Annotated in this window: 16 protein-coding genes and 1 other RNA gene; 12 read left to right on the top strand and 5 right to left on the bottom strand. The window is 72.2% G+C overall.

Annotated features, from left to right (window positions below):
- Together DEJ05_RS14330 and DEJ05_RS14325 are read right to left on the bottom strand one after the other, a co-directional pair.
- Positions 1–567, bottom strand: a complete 567-nt coding sequence (locus DEJ05_RS14330) for a GIY-YIG nuclease family protein (protein WP_111104359.1) — start codon at positions 565–567, stop codon at positions 1–3.
- Between the two features lie 676 nt (positions 568–1,243).
- Complete coding sequence (locus DEJ05_RS14325) at positions 1,244–2,089, bottom strand: siderophore-interacting protein (RefSeq protein WP_111110739.1); 846 nt, start codon at positions 2,087–2,089, stop codon at positions 1,244–1,246.
- Between the two features lie 84 nt (positions 2,090–2,173).
- On the opposite strand from DEJ05_RS14325, the gene DEJ05_RS14320 reads away from it, so the two are divergent.
- The 10 genes from DEJ05_RS14320 to DEJ05_RS14275 all read left to right on the top strand — a co-directional run bounded on the left by DEJ05_RS14320 (position 2,174) and on the right by DEJ05_RS14275 (position 12,793).
- Positions 2,174–2,866, top strand: coding sequence for a heme oxygenase (biliverdin-producing) (locus DEJ05_RS14320; RefSeq protein WP_111110738.1), 693 nt, complete (start codon positions 2,174–2,176; stop codon positions 2,864–2,866).
- 204 nt (positions 2,867–3,070) lie between these two features.
- Positions 3,071–5,728: a phosphoenolpyruvate carboxylase gene (locus tag DEJ05_RS14315; RefSeq protein ID WP_111110737.1), complete on the top strand. Its 2,658-nt coding sequence runs from the start codon at positions 3,071–3,073 to the stop codon at positions 5,726–5,728.
- A gap of 346 nt (positions 5,729–6,074) precedes the next feature.
- Positions 6,075–7,283: a multidrug effflux MFS transporter gene (locus tag DEJ05_RS14310; RefSeq protein WP_258370585.1), complete on the top strand. Its 1,209-nt coding sequence runs from the start codon at positions 6,075–6,077 to the stop codon at positions 7,281–7,283.
- A gap of 59 nt (positions 7,284–7,342) precedes the next feature.
- Entirely contained in the window at positions 7,343–7,678 is a 336-nt protein-coding gene (locus DEJ05_RS14305; RefSeq protein WP_017886068.1) for an STAS domain-containing protein, read from the top strand.
- Positions 7,678–8,091 (top strand): ATP-binding protein, encoded by a 414-nt coding sequence (locus DEJ05_RS14300; protein WP_035808261.1) that lies wholly within the window; start codon positions 7,678–7,680, stop codon positions 8,089–8,091. Before DEJ05_RS14305 ends, DEJ05_RS14300 begins: the two co-directional genes overlap by 1 nt.
- A 130-nt stretch (positions 8,092–8,221) precedes the next feature.
- Positions 8,222–9,205: an AraC family transcriptional regulator gene (locus DEJ05_RS14295; protein ID WP_111110736.1), complete on the top strand. Its 984-nt coding sequence runs from the start codon at positions 8,222–8,224 to the stop codon at positions 9,203–9,205.
- Positions 9,206–9,269: 64 nt separating this feature from the next.
- A complete protein-coding gene (locus DEJ05_RS14290; RefSeq protein WP_111110735.1) occupies positions 9,270–9,890 on the top strand; it encodes an alpha/beta hydrolase in 621 nt (206 codons plus the stop codon).
- A 106-nt stretch (positions 9,891–9,996) separates the two neighbouring features.
- Positions 9,997–11,076 (top strand): hypothetical protein, encoded by a 1,080-nt coding sequence (locus DEJ05_RS14285; protein WP_111110734.1) that lies wholly within the window; start codon positions 9,997–9,999, stop codon positions 11,074–11,076.
- A 134-nt stretch (positions 11,077–11,210) separates the two neighbouring features.
- Positions 11,211–12,056: a Nif3-like dinuclear metal center hexameric protein gene (locus tag DEJ05_RS14280; protein ID WP_111110733.1), complete on the top strand. Its 846-nt coding sequence runs from the start codon at positions 11,211–11,213 to the stop codon at positions 12,054–12,056.
- Between the two features lie 2 nt (positions 12,057–12,058).
- The gene (locus tag DEJ05_RS14275) at positions 12,059–12,793 is read left to right on the top strand and encodes a zinc ribbon domain-containing protein (RefSeq protein WP_027465445.1); all 735 of its coding nucleotides are present in this window, start codon (positions 12,059–12,061) and stop codon (positions 12,791–12,793) included.
- Between the two features lie 404 nt (positions 12,794–13,197).
- Here the strand turns inward: DEJ05_RS14275 and rnpB are convergent.
- The 3 genes from rnpB to map all read right to left on the bottom strand — a co-directional run bounded on the left by rnpB (position 13,198) and on the right by map (position 15,357).
- Positions 13,198–13,558: RNase P RNA component class A (gene rnpB / locus DEJ05_RS14270), an RNA gene on the bottom strand.
- Positions 13,559–13,702: 144 nt separating this feature from the next.
- Positions 13,703–14,452, bottom strand: a complete 750-nt coding sequence (gene ppgK, locus DEJ05_RS14265) for a polyphosphate--glucose phosphotransferase (RefSeq protein ID WP_111110732.1) — start codon at positions 14,450–14,452, stop codon at positions 13,703–13,705.
- Positions 14,453–14,493: 41 nt separating this feature from the next.
- On the bottom strand, positions 14,494–15,357 hold the full coding sequence (map, locus tag DEJ05_RS14260) for a type I methionyl aminopeptidase (protein WP_111110731.1): 864 nt from the start codon (positions 15,355–15,357) through the stop codon (positions 14,494–14,496).
- 218 nt (positions 15,358–15,575) lie between these two features.
- Between map and DEJ05_RS14255 the strand changes: the two genes are divergently transcribed.
- Both DEJ05_RS14255 and glnA read left to right on the top strand, forming a co-directional pair.
- Positions 15,576–15,755: an SPOR domain-containing protein gene (locus tag DEJ05_RS14255; protein WP_111023013.1), complete on the top strand. Its 180-nt coding sequence runs from the start codon at positions 15,576–15,578 to the stop codon at positions 15,753–15,755.
- Positions 15,756–15,880: 125 nt separating this feature from the next.
- Positions 15,881–17,218 carry a type I glutamate--ammonia ligase gene (gene glnA / locus DEJ05_RS14250; RefSeq protein WP_027465449.1) on the top strand — a complete coding sequence of 446 codons (1,338 nt, stop codon included), beginning with the start codon at positions 15,881–15,883 and terminating at the stop codon, positions 17,216–17,218.
- The last annotated feature ends 22 nt before the right edge of the window (positions 17,219–17,240 follow it).

Raw genomic sequence — 17,240 nt, 5'->3', positions numbered from 1 at the left:
TCAGCCTCGGAGCGCGAGCGCCTCGCTCGTCCACCGGGCGTGCAGGTCCCAGGGGTCGTCGACCCCGGCAGCGACGGTGTCCACGTGGGCCAGGAGTTCCGGCGTCACCCGGAACCACTCGGTACCCGGGTACCGGCTGGCGGCGAACGCGGCATGCCGTCGGCGTTCGAGGGTCCGGTCACCGCGCTCGAACGCCAGCAGGTCCTGGTGCGGGATCGCCGCGAGCCGCTGCCGGGGGTTCATCGTCGTGCCGATCTTGATGCGGTCGCCGAAGTCGTCGCGCATCCGCAGGTAGTAGACGACGTCGACCCGAGGGGGAGCGAGGTCGCCGTCCGGCACGTCACCCCATCGCCACTCGCACCGGGCACACACCATCCCCGAGGGGTAGCGCACCCCGACCCGCGAACCGCACGCCGGGCACGGGCCGGGCAGTGCGTCCTCGATGCCGGGGTGTTCGGCCGCGAGGTCGGCGATGAACGCGACGTGCGCGCCGCACAGGGGGACGCCCGCGAGTCCGTCCGCGAGCACGCCCGCGCAACCCGGCACGCAGCACGACGAGGTGACCATGCGCCGAACGCTAGCTCGACCCACCGACGTGCCCCGGGCCTCCCGGCCGCCGCGCGCGCTGGGCCCACCGGGTCGAACCGTGCGTACCTGGTCGAATCGGGCGTCCCTGGTCGAATCGGGCGTACCTGGTCCGTTCTTCCGACCAGGTACGCCCGATCCCACCAGCCATCGCGCCCGTTATGGGAAAGAACGGGCGCACCTGCGGGAAACGGGCGCCCCGCACGTCCGCCGAACCGGGCGTACCGACCAAGATCGGGCGTACCTGGTCGAACCGGGCGTACCTGGTCCGTTCGTCCGACCAGGTACGCCCGTTCCCACCAGCCATCGCGCCCGTTCTGGGAAGGAACGGGCGTACCTGCGGGAAACGGGTGCCCCGCACGTCCGCCGATCCGGGCGTACCGACCGAGAACGGGCGTACCGACCAAGATCGGGCGTACCTGGTCCGTTCTTCTGACCAGGTATGCCCGTTTCCACCAGCCATCGCGCCCGTTCTGGGAAGGAACGGGCGTACCTGCGGGAAACGGGTGCCCCGCACGTCGGTCGATCCGGGCGTGCCGACCGAGATCGGGCGTGCCTGGCTGAATCGGGCGTACCTGGTCCGTTCGTCCGACCAGGTACGCCCGTTCCCACCAGCCATCGCGCCCGTCCTGGGAAGGAACGGGCACGCAGGCCACCGTCAGTCGGTGAAGATCACCCCGACGGGCTCGCGCTTCTCCTCCTGGAACTCGTCCTCACCACGACCGAGCGCCCAGTACGCCGACAACGACATCTCGCGCTTCTCCAGCCCCCAGTCGTCCTGCAGCAGCCGACGGATCGCCTTCATCGCGGTCCGCTCGCCGTGCGCGAAGACCTGGACGGGCCGGGAGGCACGCGGCAGCCCGCGGGCCGTCTCCAGCAGGAGCGTGCCCGGCTGGGCGCCGGTGGCGTCCCGGTGCAGCCACCGCAGGTCGACCCCGGCCGGGTGCCTGATGTCCTGCTCGTCCGCGGGCCCGGCCACCTCGACCAGGGCGAACCCGGTGGCGGAGTCGGACATCGACTCGAGTGCCGCGCCGATCGCGGGCAGGGCGCTGTCGTCACCGAGCAGCACGTGCGTGACCGCCGGGTCGGTGGTCGGCGCGTAGCCACCACCGGGCCCGGACAGGGCGAGCCGGTCGCCCGGCTGCGCGGACGCTGCCCAGGGACCGGCGAGGCCCTCGTCGCCGTGCACGACGAAGTCGATCGCGATGGTCCGCGTGGTGTGGTCGACCGCGCGCACCGTGTAGGTGCGGCGGGCCGGGCGGTCGTGCTTCGGGAGGGTCTCGCGCAGGGCCTCGAGGTCGTACGGCGGCACGAGTCCGAGCGACGGCTTCGCGAGCAGGAGCTTGACGTACTTGTCGGTCGAGCCGAGCCGGTCGGGGTCGGCCTGGGCGACGAAGTCCTCGAAGGCCGAGCCGCCCAGGTGCACGCGCACCATGTGGGGTGAGAGCCGTTCGGTGCGGTCGACGACGAAGACGTGCTGGGGGCGTTTGGGTTTCGAGCTCATCGTGGGGGAGCTTCCTCTCGCGGGTTCGGCGCCACCTGGGTGATCCCTGCTTGACGCGCGCAGCACTAAGGTTAGCCTTACCTCATGGACTCGACCGTCATCCCGTTCTCCGAGCTGCTGCGGCGTCGCACGCGGCGCTCGCACGGTGCCTCGGCCACGAGCGGCTTCATGCAGGACCTGCTCGGCGGCGACTGCGACGTCGCCGACTACGCGGACCTGCTCGGACAGTACGCCTTCGTGTACGACGCACTCGAGCGGGCGGCGGAACGCATGGCCGACCACCCCGTGGCGGCGCCGTTCGTCACCGCGCAGCTCACCCGGATGCCGGCGATCCGTGCCGACCTCGAGTACCTGATCGGCCCGGACTGGCCCGAGCTGGTGTGCCCGCTGCCCGCGACGACCGCGTACGTGCGACGCCTCAACGAGGTCGCGGCGGAGTGGCCCGGCGGCTTCGTGGCGCACCACTACACGCGGTACCTCGGCGACGTGTCCGGCGGGCACGTGATCGGGCAGGTGCTGGCCGAGCGGTTCGGGTTCGACACGAACGGTGTCCTCTTCTACATCTTCGACCAGGTCGCCGACCCGAGCGACTTCGAGCACACCTACCGCGCCCAGCTCGACGCCGCGCCCTGGACGGCAGAGGAACAGGAGCGGGTGATCGCCGAGGTCGAGCTCGCCTACGAGCTGAACCGTGGGCTGCTCGCCGGCCTCGATGCCCGCCGTGCGCCGTTCCGTCAGGAGCCGGGGGACACGACGGTCGCCGCCGTCACGGCCTGACCGCACAGCGGGTGTCGTCGAGGCGGGCCAGCGCGGACCCTGCCCCGCGTCCGTCCGGACCCCGCCCGCGTCCGTCCGGACCCCGCCCGCGTCCGTCCGGACCCTGCCCCGCGTCCGTCCGGACGGTCGACGTCATGCGCCCCCGGGTGCCGATACGCTGCTGGGACCCGGGACCAGCCTCCCGGACGACCCGGAAAGGACTCCATGACGGCGATCGACGGATCTGCACGCCACGAGCGCGCGCGGGACGACGTCAGCGGTGCGGTCGACAGTGACCTGCGCGCCGACGTCCGGTACCTCGGCAACCTCCTCGGCCGGGTGCTGCGGGAGAACGGGGGCGACGAACTGCTCCACGACGTGGAGTCGTTGCGCGCCGCCGTGATCGACGCCTACGAGGGCGACCACGCCGAGGGTGCAGCGCGTGCCCAGGCGATCGTCTCGGGCATGTCGGCCGAACGCGCCGAGGCCGTGGCGCAGGCGTTCACCACCTACTTCCACCTCACGAACCTGGCCGAGGAGCACCACCGCGTGCGGGTCCTCCGGCAGCGCGGTGACGACGGCGGCGTGGCCGGCGACTCGTTCCCCGCCACCTACGCCGAGCTCGTCGCCGAGGTCGGCGAGGCCGAGGCCGCCGAGCGCCTCCGCACCCTGCGGTTCCACCCGGTGCTGACGGCCCACCCGACCGAGGCCCGCCGCCGCGCGGTCACCACGGGTGTCCGCCGCATCACGGACCTCATCGACGAGCGCGACCGCGCCCGGAACGCGACGGCCCGCGCCGAGAACGAGCGCCGCCTGCTCGAGGAGATCACGACCCTCCTGCGCACCTCGCCGCTCCGGACCACCCGGCCGACCCCGCTCGACGAGGTCCGTACCGCGATGAGCGTGTTCGACCAGACCCTGTTCGAGATCGTCCCGCAGGTCTACCGCCTGCTCGACGACCGGCTGCAGGGCGACGACGCCGGCCACGCTCCCGTGATCGCCCCCGCGTTCGTGCGGTTCGGCACCTGGATCGGCGGCGACCGCGACGGCAACCCGCACGTGACGGCCGACGTCACCCGCCAGGCCGCCGAGATCGCGGCGGAGCACATCCTGCTCGGCCTCGCCCGTGCGACCACCCGCATCGGCAGCGCCCTGACGCTCGACGCGAGCGACACCCCCGCCGACGCCGGCCTCACCGCCCTCGTCGCCGCGCAGGAGTCCCTCGACCCGGGCATCGCCGAGCGCATCGGCGTCCGCGCACCCAACGAGACCCACCGTCGTGCGCTCCTGTTCGTCGCCGCGCGCATCGACGCCACCCGGACCGGCACCACGCCGCTGGCCTACGACGGCCCCGAGGCGCTGCTGGCCGACCTCCGCACGATCCAGGCGTCCCTCATCGCAGCCGGCGCGATCCGCCCGGCGAACGGCGAGCTGCAGAACCTGATCTGGCAGGTCGAGACCTTCGGGTTCCACCTGGCCGAGCTCGAGGTCCGCCAGCACTCGCAGGTGCACCGCACGGCCCTGGCGGAGATCCGCGCCGGTGGCGAACTGAGCGAGACCACCGAAGAGGTCCTCGCCGTGTTCCGCACGATCGCCGGGCTGCAGTCCCGCTACGGCGTCCGCGCGGCGAACCGGTACATCGTCTCGTTCACGCAGTCCCCGGCCGACCTGGCGAACGTGCACGAGCTCGCGGTCGCCGCGCTCGGGTCCGCCGAAGCTGCGCCGGTGCTCGACGTCATCCCGCTGTTCGAGACCTTCGCCGACCTGCACGCCAGCGTCGACATCCTCGACGAGGCCGTCCGCACCGAGGCCTTCCAGCGACGCCTCGCCGCGACCGGCCGTCGGCTCGAGGTCATGCTCGGCTACTCGGACTCGTCGAAGGACGTCGGTCCGGTGTCCGCGAACCTGGCGCTGTACGACGCCCAGGCCCGCATCGCCGACTGGGCCCGCGACAACGACATCGAGCTGACCCTGTTCCACGGCCGGGGCGGTTCGCTCGGCCGGGGCGGCGGTCCCGCCAACGAGGCCGTCCTCGCCCAGCCGCCGGGATCGATCGACGGCCGGCTCAAGCTCACCGAGCAGGGCGAGGTCATCTTCGCCCAGTACGGCGACCAGGACATCGCCGCCCGCCACCTCGAGCAGATGGCCTCGGCGACGCTCTTCGCGTCGACGCCGTCGAACGAGGCGCGGACCGCCGCCGCGGCCGCCCGGTTCGCCGATCTCGCCCAGCAGCTCGACGACGTCTCGCGCGTCGCGTTCTACGACCTGGTCAAAGCCGACGGCTTCGCGCCCTGGTTCGCCCGGGTCACCCCGATGGAGGAGATCGGCCTGCTGCCCCTCGGCTCCCGCCCGGCCCGTCGTGGCCTGTCGGTGGAGTCGCTGGAGGACCTCCGCGCCATCCCGTGGGTGTTCTCGTGGACGCAGGCGCGCATCAACCTCGCCGGTTGGTACGGGCTCGGCTCCGCGCTCGAGGCCGTCGGCGACGTCGATGTCCTCCGCGCCGCCTACGCCGAGTGGCCGCTCTTCGCCGCGATGATCAAGAACGTCGAGATGTCGCTCGCGAAGACCGACGAGCACATCGCCCGCCGGTACCTCGAGCTCGCCGACCGCGACGACCTCGCCGCGAAGGTGCTCGACGAGATGGTCCGCACCCGCGACTGGGTGCTCCGTGTCTCCGGCGGTAGCGACGTGCTCGAGGACCGACCCGTTCTCGCCCGCGCGGTGCGCCTCCGCAGCCCGTACGTCGACGCGCTGTCGCACCTGCAGCTCCGTGCGCTGCGCGCCATCCGCACCTCCGGCAGCACGGACCCGACGGACGCCGACCACCGGCTCCTGCTGCTCACCGTCAACGGGATCGCGGCCGGCCTGCAGAACACGGGCTGACGCCCCCACCCCACGGACAGGAGTCCCGGTGCCAGCTGGCACCGGGCCTCCTGTCCGTCCGCGCGCACGTCCCGGGCCGCACCGCCCAGCGGTCACGAAGCGTCGGCTGCGCCGTCGCCGGGCGACGGAACGCGACCACTCGGCGGACGTGAGCGGGGTGTCGTGACCGCTCGCGGCGCCGGACGGGAGGCCCGTGGCGGGCCCGCACCGGGCCTCCCGTCCGTCCGCGCGCACGTCCCGGGCCGCACTTCGTGAGCAGGAACGGTCGCGTCCGGCACCGCGAACCGACTATTCCTGCTCACGAAGTGTCCGTCGAATCGATTCGGGGACGCGTAGCGTGTCCGAGGTGACGACGGAGCGCAGCCTGGGACCGACGACGACCGTGCTGCCCCCGATCGTGCCGCTGGCGCTCATCGTCGGGGTCTCGCCGTTCGCGACGGACATGTACATCCCCGCACTCCCGGCCATCGCACGCGACCTCGGCACCACGCCCGGCGCCGTGCAGCTGTCGCTCACGGCGTTCCTCGTGGCCTTCGCGGTCGGCCAGCTGCTCGTCGGACCGGTGAGCGACGGGATCGGTCGTCGGCCGATGCTCGTCGTCGGCACCGCCCTGTTCGCCCTCGCGTCGGTCGGCTGCGCGCTCGCGCCCGACGTCGTGACGCTGGTGGTGGCCCGCGTCGCCCAGGGACTCGCCGGTGCCGCGGGCGCCGTGGCCGGTCGGGCGATGGTGTCCGACGTGACGAGCGGCACCCGGATGGCGAAGGTGTTCGGCACGCTCGCGGCCATCAACGCGATCGGACCCGTGGTGGCCCCGCTGGCCGGGGGAGCGGTGCTGACGGTCGGCACGTGGCGGCTCATGTTCGTCGTGCTGGCCGTGCTCGGCGCCGTGTTCTTCGTGGCCGTGGTCCTGCGGTTCCGCGAGACCCTGCCGCCGGAGCGCCGTGGCGGGGTCGGGTTCGCGGCCAACGGGCAGCGGATCCGCGAGCTCCTGGCGATCCCGCGGTTCCGGGCCTACGTGCTGAGCGGGGTGCTGTCGACGGTGGGGTTCTTCGCCTACATCGCGACGAGCTCGTTCGTGTTCCAGTCGGAGTTCGGGTTCTCCGAGGGGCTGTACACGCTCGTCTTCGCCACGAACGCGTCGATGATGATCGTCACGACGCTGCTGTTCGGCCGGCTCGTCGGACGGTTCAGCGAGGACGCCCTGCTGACCCTGGGCCTGGTCGTCGGGACGGTCGGGGCCACGGCTGTGCTGGTGTCGGCGCTCCTCGGGCTCGGGCCGGTGCCGGTGTGGTGCGCCCTCGCGGTCGTGACGGCCGCGTGGGGCTTCGTCCTGCCGGCGGCGATGACCCGCACGCAGCACGTCGGCGCGGCACACCCGGGCACCGCGGCCGCCCTGCAGGGCGGTCTGACCTTCGGCATCGGCGGTCTCGGCACCCCGCTCGCCGGCGCCCTCGGCGGTACCGCACTGGCGATGGGCGGGGTGATGGCAGCGCTGATGGCCGCGGCCGTCGTGGTCCAGGTGACGGCGACGCGGCGAAACCGGTCCCACAACTGAGGGGCTGAGCCGGTAGGTTGCTGGTTGCAAGGCGCACCGATCTGAGGAGACCCACCGAGATGGACATCGTCGTACACGAGGCGGAGACCGACACCGCCGTCCTGGAGTGCAGCGGCCGGCTCAACATGGTCTCCGCGCCCACCTTCCGCGAGACCGTCGCGCAGATCGTCGGCAACGGACGTTCGCGGCTCGTGGTCGAGCTCTCCGGGGTCGAGTTCATGGACTCCTCCGGCCTCGGCGCCCTGGTCGGCAGCTTGAAGACCGCACGCCAGGCCGGCGGCGACCTCCGCATCGCGGCGCCGTCGGAACAGGTCCAGATGGTGCTCAAGCTCTCCAACATCGACAAGATCCTGCGGACGTACCCCGACGGGGACGCCGCGGTGACCGACTGGTGATGACCGCCCCCGTCGCCGAGCACATGCTCGCACTGGCGTGCCCCCCGGACGACGTGTCCGCCGTGCACGACTTCCTCGCAGGCGTCTGGCAGCACGAGCCGTCCGTCGCCGCCGAGGACCGGATGGCCCTCGAGCTCGCCCTGGTCGAACTCACCTCGAACGTCATCGAGCACGGCGCCCGCCCGGACGGTGTCTCGTGCGAGCTCCGGCTCGAGATCGGCGACGAGCGCTTCCAGGCGCTGCTCTCCGACGACGGGGTCGCGGCGACGGTCGATCCCGACGCCGCCGTGCTGCCCGACGACTTCGCCGAGGGCGGTCGCGGGCTCGCGCTCGTCCGCATGGTCGTCGACGACCTGCGGTACGAACGCGTGGCCGACCGGAACCGCTGGACGGTGCTTCGCTCCCGGCACTGAGCGGGAGCACGGCCGTCATCGATCGGCCGAGTCGCAACGGTCGTCCGCCCAGCGCACTCCGTGGGCCGTAAACCGCAATGACGGGTCGGCGATTGTCGCGTTTCCCGGATACCGTGTCACGATTCGCGCGATGACTGTCGAGCCTGATCCCCGGATCCGGTTCGAGACGTCCGGCGCCGGACTCGACGCGGCCGTGCAACTGTACGAAGAGGCCTACGAGAGCACGGGGTTCTCGGCGTCCCGGACCGATCGTCCGTTCGCGTACCGGTTCCAGGTCGTTGGCGACGGATCGATGACCTTCCGCTCCACCCGGTTCGACGGGCGGATGCAGGGCGAGGTCGAGGTCCCCGACGAGTACGTCGTGATGTGGACGTCGGACGGGGGTGGCCGCGTCGACGTCGGTCGCCAGGAGGTCGACTTCGCACCGGGGGCCCCGCGGGTGTTCCCGACGCGGCGTCCCTTCGTGTTCGACCTGCAGGACGTCCGCCAGAGCCTCGTGCAGTTCGACCGCACGTACCTGGAGGGCGTCGCCGCCGAGGTGCACGGCACCCGGCCCGGCCCCCTCGTGTTCGACCACACCGCAGCGCCCCGGCCCGAGGACCTCCGCGCCTGGAACGCCCGGGTGCAGCGCGCCGCGGCGATCGTGCTCGGCCCGGCACCGCTCACCGCACTGGCCCTCGCCGAGACCGTGCGGGAGACCGCGCTGGCGTTCCTCGACACGTTCCCGCACGAGACCATCGCCTCCGACGTCGCGCTGCCACAGGGTGCCACTGGTCGTGTGCGCGAGGCCGTGGAGTTCATGCACGCCTTCGCCCACACGCCCGTCACGACGACGGACGTCGCCGAGCACGTCGGCCTGAGCGTCCGGGGGCTGCAGCAGGCGTTCCAGCGGCAGGTCGGAACAGCGCCGAACGCGTTGCTGCGGGGGATCCGGCTGGACCGCGTGCACGAGGAACTCCGCCGCGCGTCGGCGGGCGACCTGACGGTGGCGAGCGTTGCCTTGCGCTGGGGCTTCGCGCACCTCGGTCGGTTCTCGGCTGCGTACGCGTCGCGCTTCGGGCAGTACCCGCGCGACACGCTGCAGCAGCCCCGGGGCGCGGTCCCGCAGCTCTGAGCCGGGCAGCGCACCGCGCGTCACACTCCGGAACGGTGCCTCGCTTCTTCGCTACGCTGCCCCGGTGAGCAGAGCGCGACCGTGGGTGATCGTCCCCGGCATCTGGAACTCGGACCCGGACCACTGGCAGTCCGTCTGGGAGCGAGAGCAGCAGGACGAGCACGACCAGCGCGGCCAGCGCGTCCAGCACGACCAGCACCAGCAGCGCGCCGCCGTCCGCATCGCCCCCACCTCGTGGAGCGACCCGGACCCGGACGACTGGTGCGCCGCGATCTCCACGGCCGTGGCCTCGTGCCCGGAGCCCCCGGTCCTCATCGCCCACAGCCTCGGTGTCCTGGCCGTCGCCGACTGGCTCGCCACCACGGCGGACGCTCCCGCGCTCGTCGCCGGTGCCTTCCTCGTCGCCCCACCCGACCCGCTCGGCGACACGTTCCCGGACGAGGCATCGGGCTTCGTGACGCCGCGCCCGGTGCCCCCTGCCCAGCGGGTCCCGACGCGCCTCGTCGTGAGCGACGACGACCCGTACTGCAGCGACCGGGCGCTCGTGTTCGCCGACGCGATGGGCGCGGACGTCGTCCGCGTCGGTGCCCTCGGGCACGTGAACGTCGCGAGCGGCGTGGGGGACTGGCCCGCGGGCCGGGAACTGCTGCGGGCGTTCGAGGACGGCCTGCGCCCACCTCGGTGACGACGGGCGCGACACGCCGCTCAACTCCGCCCCGATATGGCAGGCGGTGCAGCGACACACCGCGGATGTCCCGCGTTTCGGCCCGCGCGATATTTATCCTTCGGACATGGAGACCCAGTCCGGCGCACGCACCCCGCTCGTGGACCCGTTCGGCCGCGAGCTCGAGGAGTGGCTCCGCGACGCACCGGCGACCCGTGCCCCGTACGTGCCGGACCTCGTCGTCCCGCCCGTCACCGGGCCCGTTCAGCGCCCCGGACACGCCGCGAGCAGCAGCACCGCCGCCGCAGCGACCGCCGATGCGACGACCGCCGACCAGCTGAGCATCCCGGCGCACGTCGCCACCCCGGCCCCGGCCGACGAGATCACCCCGTCGGCACCCGTCGCCGCCCCCGCGTTCCGCCGCGACCGCGCCCGCCACGCCGCCGTCTGCGCCCCGTCGTTCCCGGAGCCGCCGGAGCGTCTGGCCCTGCGCATCGAGGACCTCGCGGTGGAGGTGTCGTCGTCCACGGGCCGCAGCAGCATCGAGCGCATCGTCCTGCTCGAGGACGAGGTCCGCCGCCGTGACGAGGACCTCGCTCGCCTCGCCGCGTGGGAGGCCACCGTCGCCGGCTCCGAGGACCCCGAGGTGACGGCCGCCCGCGCCTTCGCCCACACCGTCTTTGCCGACCTGCTCACCGACGCCGCCGCCGAGGCGGACCGCCGCGACCGTGCCGCAGCCCGCCGCGCAGCGACCGCGCCGGTGGCGCTCGCCACCCGGCCGGCTCCCGTGCCGACCCGCGCAGCACGGAGCGTCCCCGCAGCAGCGCAGGCCGCACCCACCGCGGAAGCCGCGCCGGTGGTGGAACTCGTCACCCCGGAACGCGACGAACCCGTCCGACCGGTGCTGGGCCTCCCGGCCGTGTCCCCGGTGTCCGCGACGACGCGACCGACCCCGCTCGTCCTGCCCGCCACCGGGCCGACGGTCATCGACCGCGCGGCCTTCGCCGCCGCGCTCACCGCGCACCAGGGCGTCACCGCGAGCACGCCGGTCGTCCTGCCGGACGCCGTCGCTGCACCCGTCGTCCCGGCCCCCGTCGTGGACGCGACGGAAGCCGACACCGACTCCGCCACGGCGGCAGCGCCGGCCCCGGCCGGCTGGTGGTCGCGACTCGTCGACCGCCTGCTCGGCCTGCTCGGTCGTCGCTGACGACCCGCGATCGCGGCGCGGTCGGTTGCACCGCTTCCGGTCACAAGGCTTCCGGCTGCACTGCCTGGAGGCCCGGATCACCCCACACGGACCGGCTGCCCCGTGCGGGGCGGTCGCCTCGGTAGACTGACGGGATGCCGACGCTCCGCGAACTCCAGGCCGTGATCGAGGACCTGTGGCCCGCCGCCGGTGCCGAGTCGTGGGACTCCGTCGGCCTCGTGGCGGGCGACCCGGACGCCACCGTCGAGCACGTGCACCTCGCCGTCGATGCGGTGCCGGCCACCGCCCGTGAAGCCGTCGGAATCGGTGCCGGGCTTCTGCTCACGCACCACCCTCTGCTGCTCCGTGGGGTGACGACGATCGCCGAGTCGACCTACAAGGGCAGCGTCCTCGCGACCCTCGTGCGTGGCGGCAGCGCCCTGCTCGCGGCGCACACCAACGCCGACGTCGTGACGACCGGCACCTCGGCCGTCCTCGCCGACCGCCTCGGGCTCACCGAGCAGCGACCGCTCGACGCCGGAGCCGACCCCGACACGGGCATCGGTCGCGTCGGCGTGCTGCCCGAGGGGACGACCCTCGGCGCCCTCGCCCGGAAGCTCGTCGACCTGCTGCCGCCGACGGCCACCGGCGTCCGTGTCTCCGGTGACTTCGACCAGCCCGTCCGCACCGTGGCGCTCTGTGCGGGTGCCGGCGACTCGCTGCTCGCCCACCCCGCCGTGCTCGACGCCGACGTCTACATCACGAGCGACCTGCGGCACCACCCGGCATCGGAGTTCCGCGAACAGGCGCTCCTCGGCGGCGGACCGGCGCTCATCGACACCTCGCACTGGGCCACCGAATGGCTCTGGCTCGACGTCGCCGCAGAGCAGCTGCGCACCCGGGCCGGGGTCCGTGTCACCGTGAGCGACCTCCGCACCGACCCGTGGGACTTCGCCGTCCTGCCGGCCGCCGAACCCACCACCCCCACAGAAGGAGCCTGACCATGAAGGCAGCACCCGAGGACCAGGTCATCCTCCTCGACGTCCAGCGTCTCGACAACGACGTCACCCGCATCGCGCACCGCATCACGTCGTTGCAGAAGGGCGACCAGCTGACCGAGCTGAGCAAGCAGGCCGCGGCGCTCCGGAGCGAACTCGTCGCCGCCACCGGCGAGGTCGAGGACGCCGAGCGCGACCTCGCCCGCCTGGAGTCCGACACCGCTGTGGCACAGGCCCGTGTCGAACGCGACACCACGATGCTGCAGAACGTCGCGAACGCGAAGGACGCCGCCGGACTGCAGAGTGAGCTCGACTCGCTGCAGCGGCGCATCGGCGGCCTCGAGACCGCCGAGCTCGAGATCATGGAGAACCTCGACGGCCTCCGCGCCCGGGTCGGTGACATCGAGGCGAAGCTCGCCGACGTCGAGGCCGCCCGCGGTGGCCTGGTCGCCGAGCGCGACGCGGAGATCGCCCGGCTCACGGCCGACCGCGAGTCCGCCGAGCAGGCCCGTGCCGACGTCGCCGCCAAGGTGCCGGCCGAGCTGCTCGCCCTGTACGACCGGCAGCGTGCGCGCTACGGCTTCGGCGCCTCGCTGCTGCAGGGTGGCGTGTCGACGGCCTCGGGCGTGGCGCTCAACAACTCCGACCTGCAGACCATCCGCCGGGCTGCGCCTGACGACGTGGTGCTGTGCCCCGACAGCGACGCGATCCTGGTGCGGACGGCCGAGTCCGGGCTGTAGTCGCGAGCGACGTCCGTGGCGGAGGCGCGGTGCCAGCTGGCACCGCGCCTCCTGTCCGTTCGTGGGCTGGTCGCAACGCGTCGGGTGCGTGCCGCCGAGCGGTCACGAACTGTCGGCTGCGGCCGTGCCGGCCGACGGTTGGTGACCACTCGGCGAACCTGAGCGGGGAGTCGTGACCGTGCGCGCCGCCTACCGGGAGGCCCGTGGCGGCGCCGCACCGCGCCTCCCGTCCGTCGTGGGCTGGTCGCAACGCGTCGCTCGCCTGCCGCCGAGCGGTCACGAACGGTCGGCTGCGGCCCTGCCGGCCGACACTTTGTGACCACTCGACGAACCTGAGCGGGGAATCGTGACCGCGCGCGCCGTGCACGCCGACCGCCGCGGGCCAACGCAGCACGGAGAAGGGGCGAATGGGCCGGCCGTACGCCGGGTTCTGTCCCGCCGCTTGCACGGCGGTGACGGCCATCTCTCTCGGACCGACGTTGCCGTCGGCCTCCAGCGGTCTACCCGAGGACTCGGCGAGCAGCCTCAACGTCCTCTGTCTGACCTTGCTCCGGGCGAGGTTTACCGAGCGGATCCGGTCACCCGGACCCCTGGTGGTCTCTTACACCACCGTTTCACCCTTACCGACGTTGCCGCCGGCGGTCTGCTTTCTGTGGCACTGTCTCGCGGATTGCTCCGGGTGGGTGTTACCCACCGCCCTGCTCTGTGGAGCCCGGACGTTCCTCGGCGCTCCCGGGGGAGCGACGCGACCGTCTCACCGACCCATTCGCTGGAGCGAGTCTACCCGGCTCCGCGGTGCCCGATGCGAGGGGAGCCCCACGCACACGGGTACCTGATGAGAACGGGCGTACCTGGTCGGAAATTCCGACCAGGTACGCCCGATTCGGCCAGGTACGCGCCCGACCCGGACTAGACGCTGCGCGCCGCCAGGGTCGCGGCACCGATGATGCCGGCGTTGTTGCGGAGCGTCGCGGGGATGATCTCGGCCTGCAGGTCGAGCAGCGGGAGGAACTCCTCGTACTGCTTCGAGACCCCGCCGCCGACGACGAACAGCTCGGGGGAGAGCAGGGCCTCCAGCGTCGAGTAGTACTTCTGCAGGCGCTTCGCCCAGTGCTTCCACGACAGGTCGTCGCGCTCCTTGGCGGCGAACGAGGCGCGCGACTCGGCGTCGTGTCCCTCGATCTCCAGGTGCCCGAGCTCCGAGTTGACGATGAGCACGCCGTCGTTGATGAGCGCGGTGCCGATGCCGGTGCCGAGCGTCGTCACGATGACCAGGCCGTCCTTGCCCTTGGCCGCACCGAACTGCTGCTCGGCGAACCCGGCGGCGTCGGCGTCGTTGACGAAGTGGATGGAGCGGCCGAGTTCCTTCTCGAACAGCGCCTCGGCCTCGAAGCCGATCCACTTCTTCGACACGTTCGCGGCGGACATCGTCTTGCCGTCCCGCACGATCGCCGGGAAGCAGACGCCCACGGGGACGTCGTCACCGGGGGCGAGCTCGCCGATGATCTCCTTGACCACCGCCGTGATGTCCTGGGGCTTCCCGCCCTCGGGCGTGGCCTTCTTGATGCGGTCCGTGGTGAGGGCGCCGGACGCGACGTCGACGATCGCGCCCTTGATGCCCGTACCACCGATGTCGACGCCGACTGCGAGGGAGGTCATGAGGTTGTCGTGCCTTTCGGTTGCCTGCCGGAGGTGTCCGGTCAGGAGACGGTGAGGAGCTCCGCGCCGCGTTCGGTGACGACGAGGGTGTGCTCGAACTGCGCGGTCCACGACTTGTCACGGGTCGAGACCGTCCAGTCGTCGGACCAGATGTCGGCCTCGATGCCGCCGAGCGTGAGCATGGGTTCGATGGTGAACACCATGCCGGGTTCGATCACCGTGTCGTACTGCGGTGCGTCGTAGTGGGGGATGATCAGGCCGGAGTGGAACGCCCGACCGACGCCGTGTCCGGTGTAGTCGCGGACGACGCCGTAGCCGAAGCGCTTCGCGTACGCCTCGATGGCGCGACCGATGACGTTGACCTGCCGGCCCGGGGCGACGGCCTTGATGCCGCGACGCAGTGCCTCTTCGGTCCGGGTGACCAGGTCCGACACCTCGGGCGCTGCCTGCCCGACGACGAACGTGCGGTTCGTGTCGCCGTGCATGCCGTCCTTGTAGGCGGTGATGTCGATGTTGACGAGGTCGCCCTCCTGCAGGACGGTGTCGTCGGGGATCCCGTGGCAGATGACCTCGTTGAGGCTCGAGCAGAGCGACTTCGGGTAACCGCGGTACCCGAGCGTGGAGGGGTAGGCGCCGTGCGCGACGACGAACTCGTGCCCGATGCGGTCCAGCTCGTCGGTGGTCACACCGGGGCGGATGGCCTGACCGACGGCGTCGATGGCCTGCGACGCGATGCGTCCGGCGACGCGGATGCGCTCGACCTCGTCCGGCGTGTAGGTGTCACCGAGACCGTGCTCGTGGGGCTCGACCTTCCCGACGTACTCCGGACGCTCGATGTCCTTCGGGACGGCGCGGTGCGGGGAGATGCGGCCGGCGGTCAGGTGTCCGTGTTCGTCCCGGGGCATGCGGACCACTCTAGCCGCGGCGCGACGCGCCGAGCGCAACCGCCCCAGGGCGCAGCCCGACGCGCCGAGCGCGACCGCCCCGGGGTGCGGCCCGACGCGCCGAGCGCAACGCCCCGGGGTGCGGCGCGACGTGGTGGACGTGACTGCCTGGAGGCCCGGTGCCGGTCCGGCGGACCGGCACCGGGCCTCCAGGCAGTCACGTGGGTACGGTGGGCGGCATGAGCGAAGAACGCATCGAGTCCCAGTGGTGGTTCAACGACAAGACCGGCCAGGTCGAGCAGGGCCCGCAGTCCCCGCAGCGTGACCGGATCGGCCCGTTCGCGACGCGTGAGGAGGCGCAGCACGCGCTCGACCGCATCGCCGCGAACAACGAGAAGTGGGACGCCGAGGACCGCTGAGCACCGCGGCCGGCGCCCCGCCGACGCCCCGGTGACGGCGCGTCGCACGGCCCCGCACACACCGCCGGACCACTAGCCTGGGACGAGGCCCGCCAGCGGCCACCCGATACACGGAAAGGTCGTGCATGGACAAGCAGACGGACTTCGTGCTCCGCACCATCGAGGAGCGCGGCATCAAGTTCATCCGACTCTGGTTCACGGACGTCATCGGGACGCTGAAGTCGGTCGCGATCGCCCCGGCCGAGGTCGAGGGCGCGTTCGCCGAGGGCATCGGGTTCGACGGCTCCGCGATCGAGGGCCTCACCCGTTCGTACGAGGCCGACGTCCTGGCACACCCGGACCCCTCGACCTTCCAGATCCTGCCGTGGCGCGGCGAGATCGACCCCACCGCGCGGATGTTCTGCGACATCACGACGCCGGACGGGCAGCCCGCCGTGGCCGACCCCCGCAACGTGCTGAAGCGCACCCTGGCGCGGGCGAGCGACCGCGGGTTCACGTTCTACACGCACCCCGAGATCGAGTTCTACCTGCTGAAGAGCCGCGAGTGGAAGGACGGCGGCCCGCAGCCCGTCGACCAGGCCGGCTACTTCGACAACGTGCCCGGCGGCAGCGCGCACGACTTCCGCCGCCGGTCGGTCCGGATGCTCGAGGACCTCGGCATCTCGGTCGAGTTCTCGCACCACGAGGCCGGCCCCGGGCAGAACGAGATCGACCTCCGCTACGCCGACGCACTGACGATGGCGGACAACATCATGACCTTCCGCACCGTGGTGAAGGAAGTCGCGATCGAGCAGGGCGTCTACGCGACGTTCATGCCGAAGCCGATATCGGGCCAGCCCGGTTCCGGCATGCACACCCACGTCTCGCTGTTCGAGGGCGACCAGAACGCCTTCTACGAGGCCGGTGGCCAGTACCAGCTGTCGCAGACCGCCAAGCACTTCATCGCCGGGGTGCTCAAGCACGCGCCGGAGATCACCGCGGTGACGAACCAGTTCGTCAACTCGTACAAGCGGCTCTGGGGTGGTGACGAGGCCCCGTCCTTCGTGACCTGGGGCCACAACAACCGCTCGGCCCTGGTGCGCGTGCCGCTCTACAAGCCGAACAAGGGCCAGTCCTCGCGCATCGAGTACCGCGGCATCGACTCGGCGGCGAACCCGTACCTGGCGTACTCGCTGCTGCTCGCCGCCGGCCTCAAGGGCATCGAGGAAGAGTACGAGCTCCCCGCCGAGGCCGAGGACAACGTCTGGAGCCTCAGCGACTCGGAGCGTCGGGCGCTGGGCTACAGCCAGCTGCCCGCGAGCCTCGACCACGCCCTGAGCCTCATGGAGGACTCCGAGCTGGTGGCCGAGACCCTCGGCGAGCAGGTGTTCAACTTCGTGCTGCTCAACAAGCGGCAGGAGTGGAAGCGCTACCGCGACCAGGTCACCCCGTTCGAGCTCGACACCAACCTCGGCGCGCTCTAGAACCGAGCGCCCTGACCCCTCG

Source organism: Curtobacterium sp. MCLR17_045, assembly GCF_003234405.1.
GTDB lineage: Bacteria > Actinomycetota > Actinomycetes > Actinomycetales > Microbacteriaceae > Curtobacterium > Curtobacterium flaccumfaciens.
Note: the sequence above shows the minus strand (reverse complement) of the source record. Positions and strands in the feature narration are given on the sequence as shown.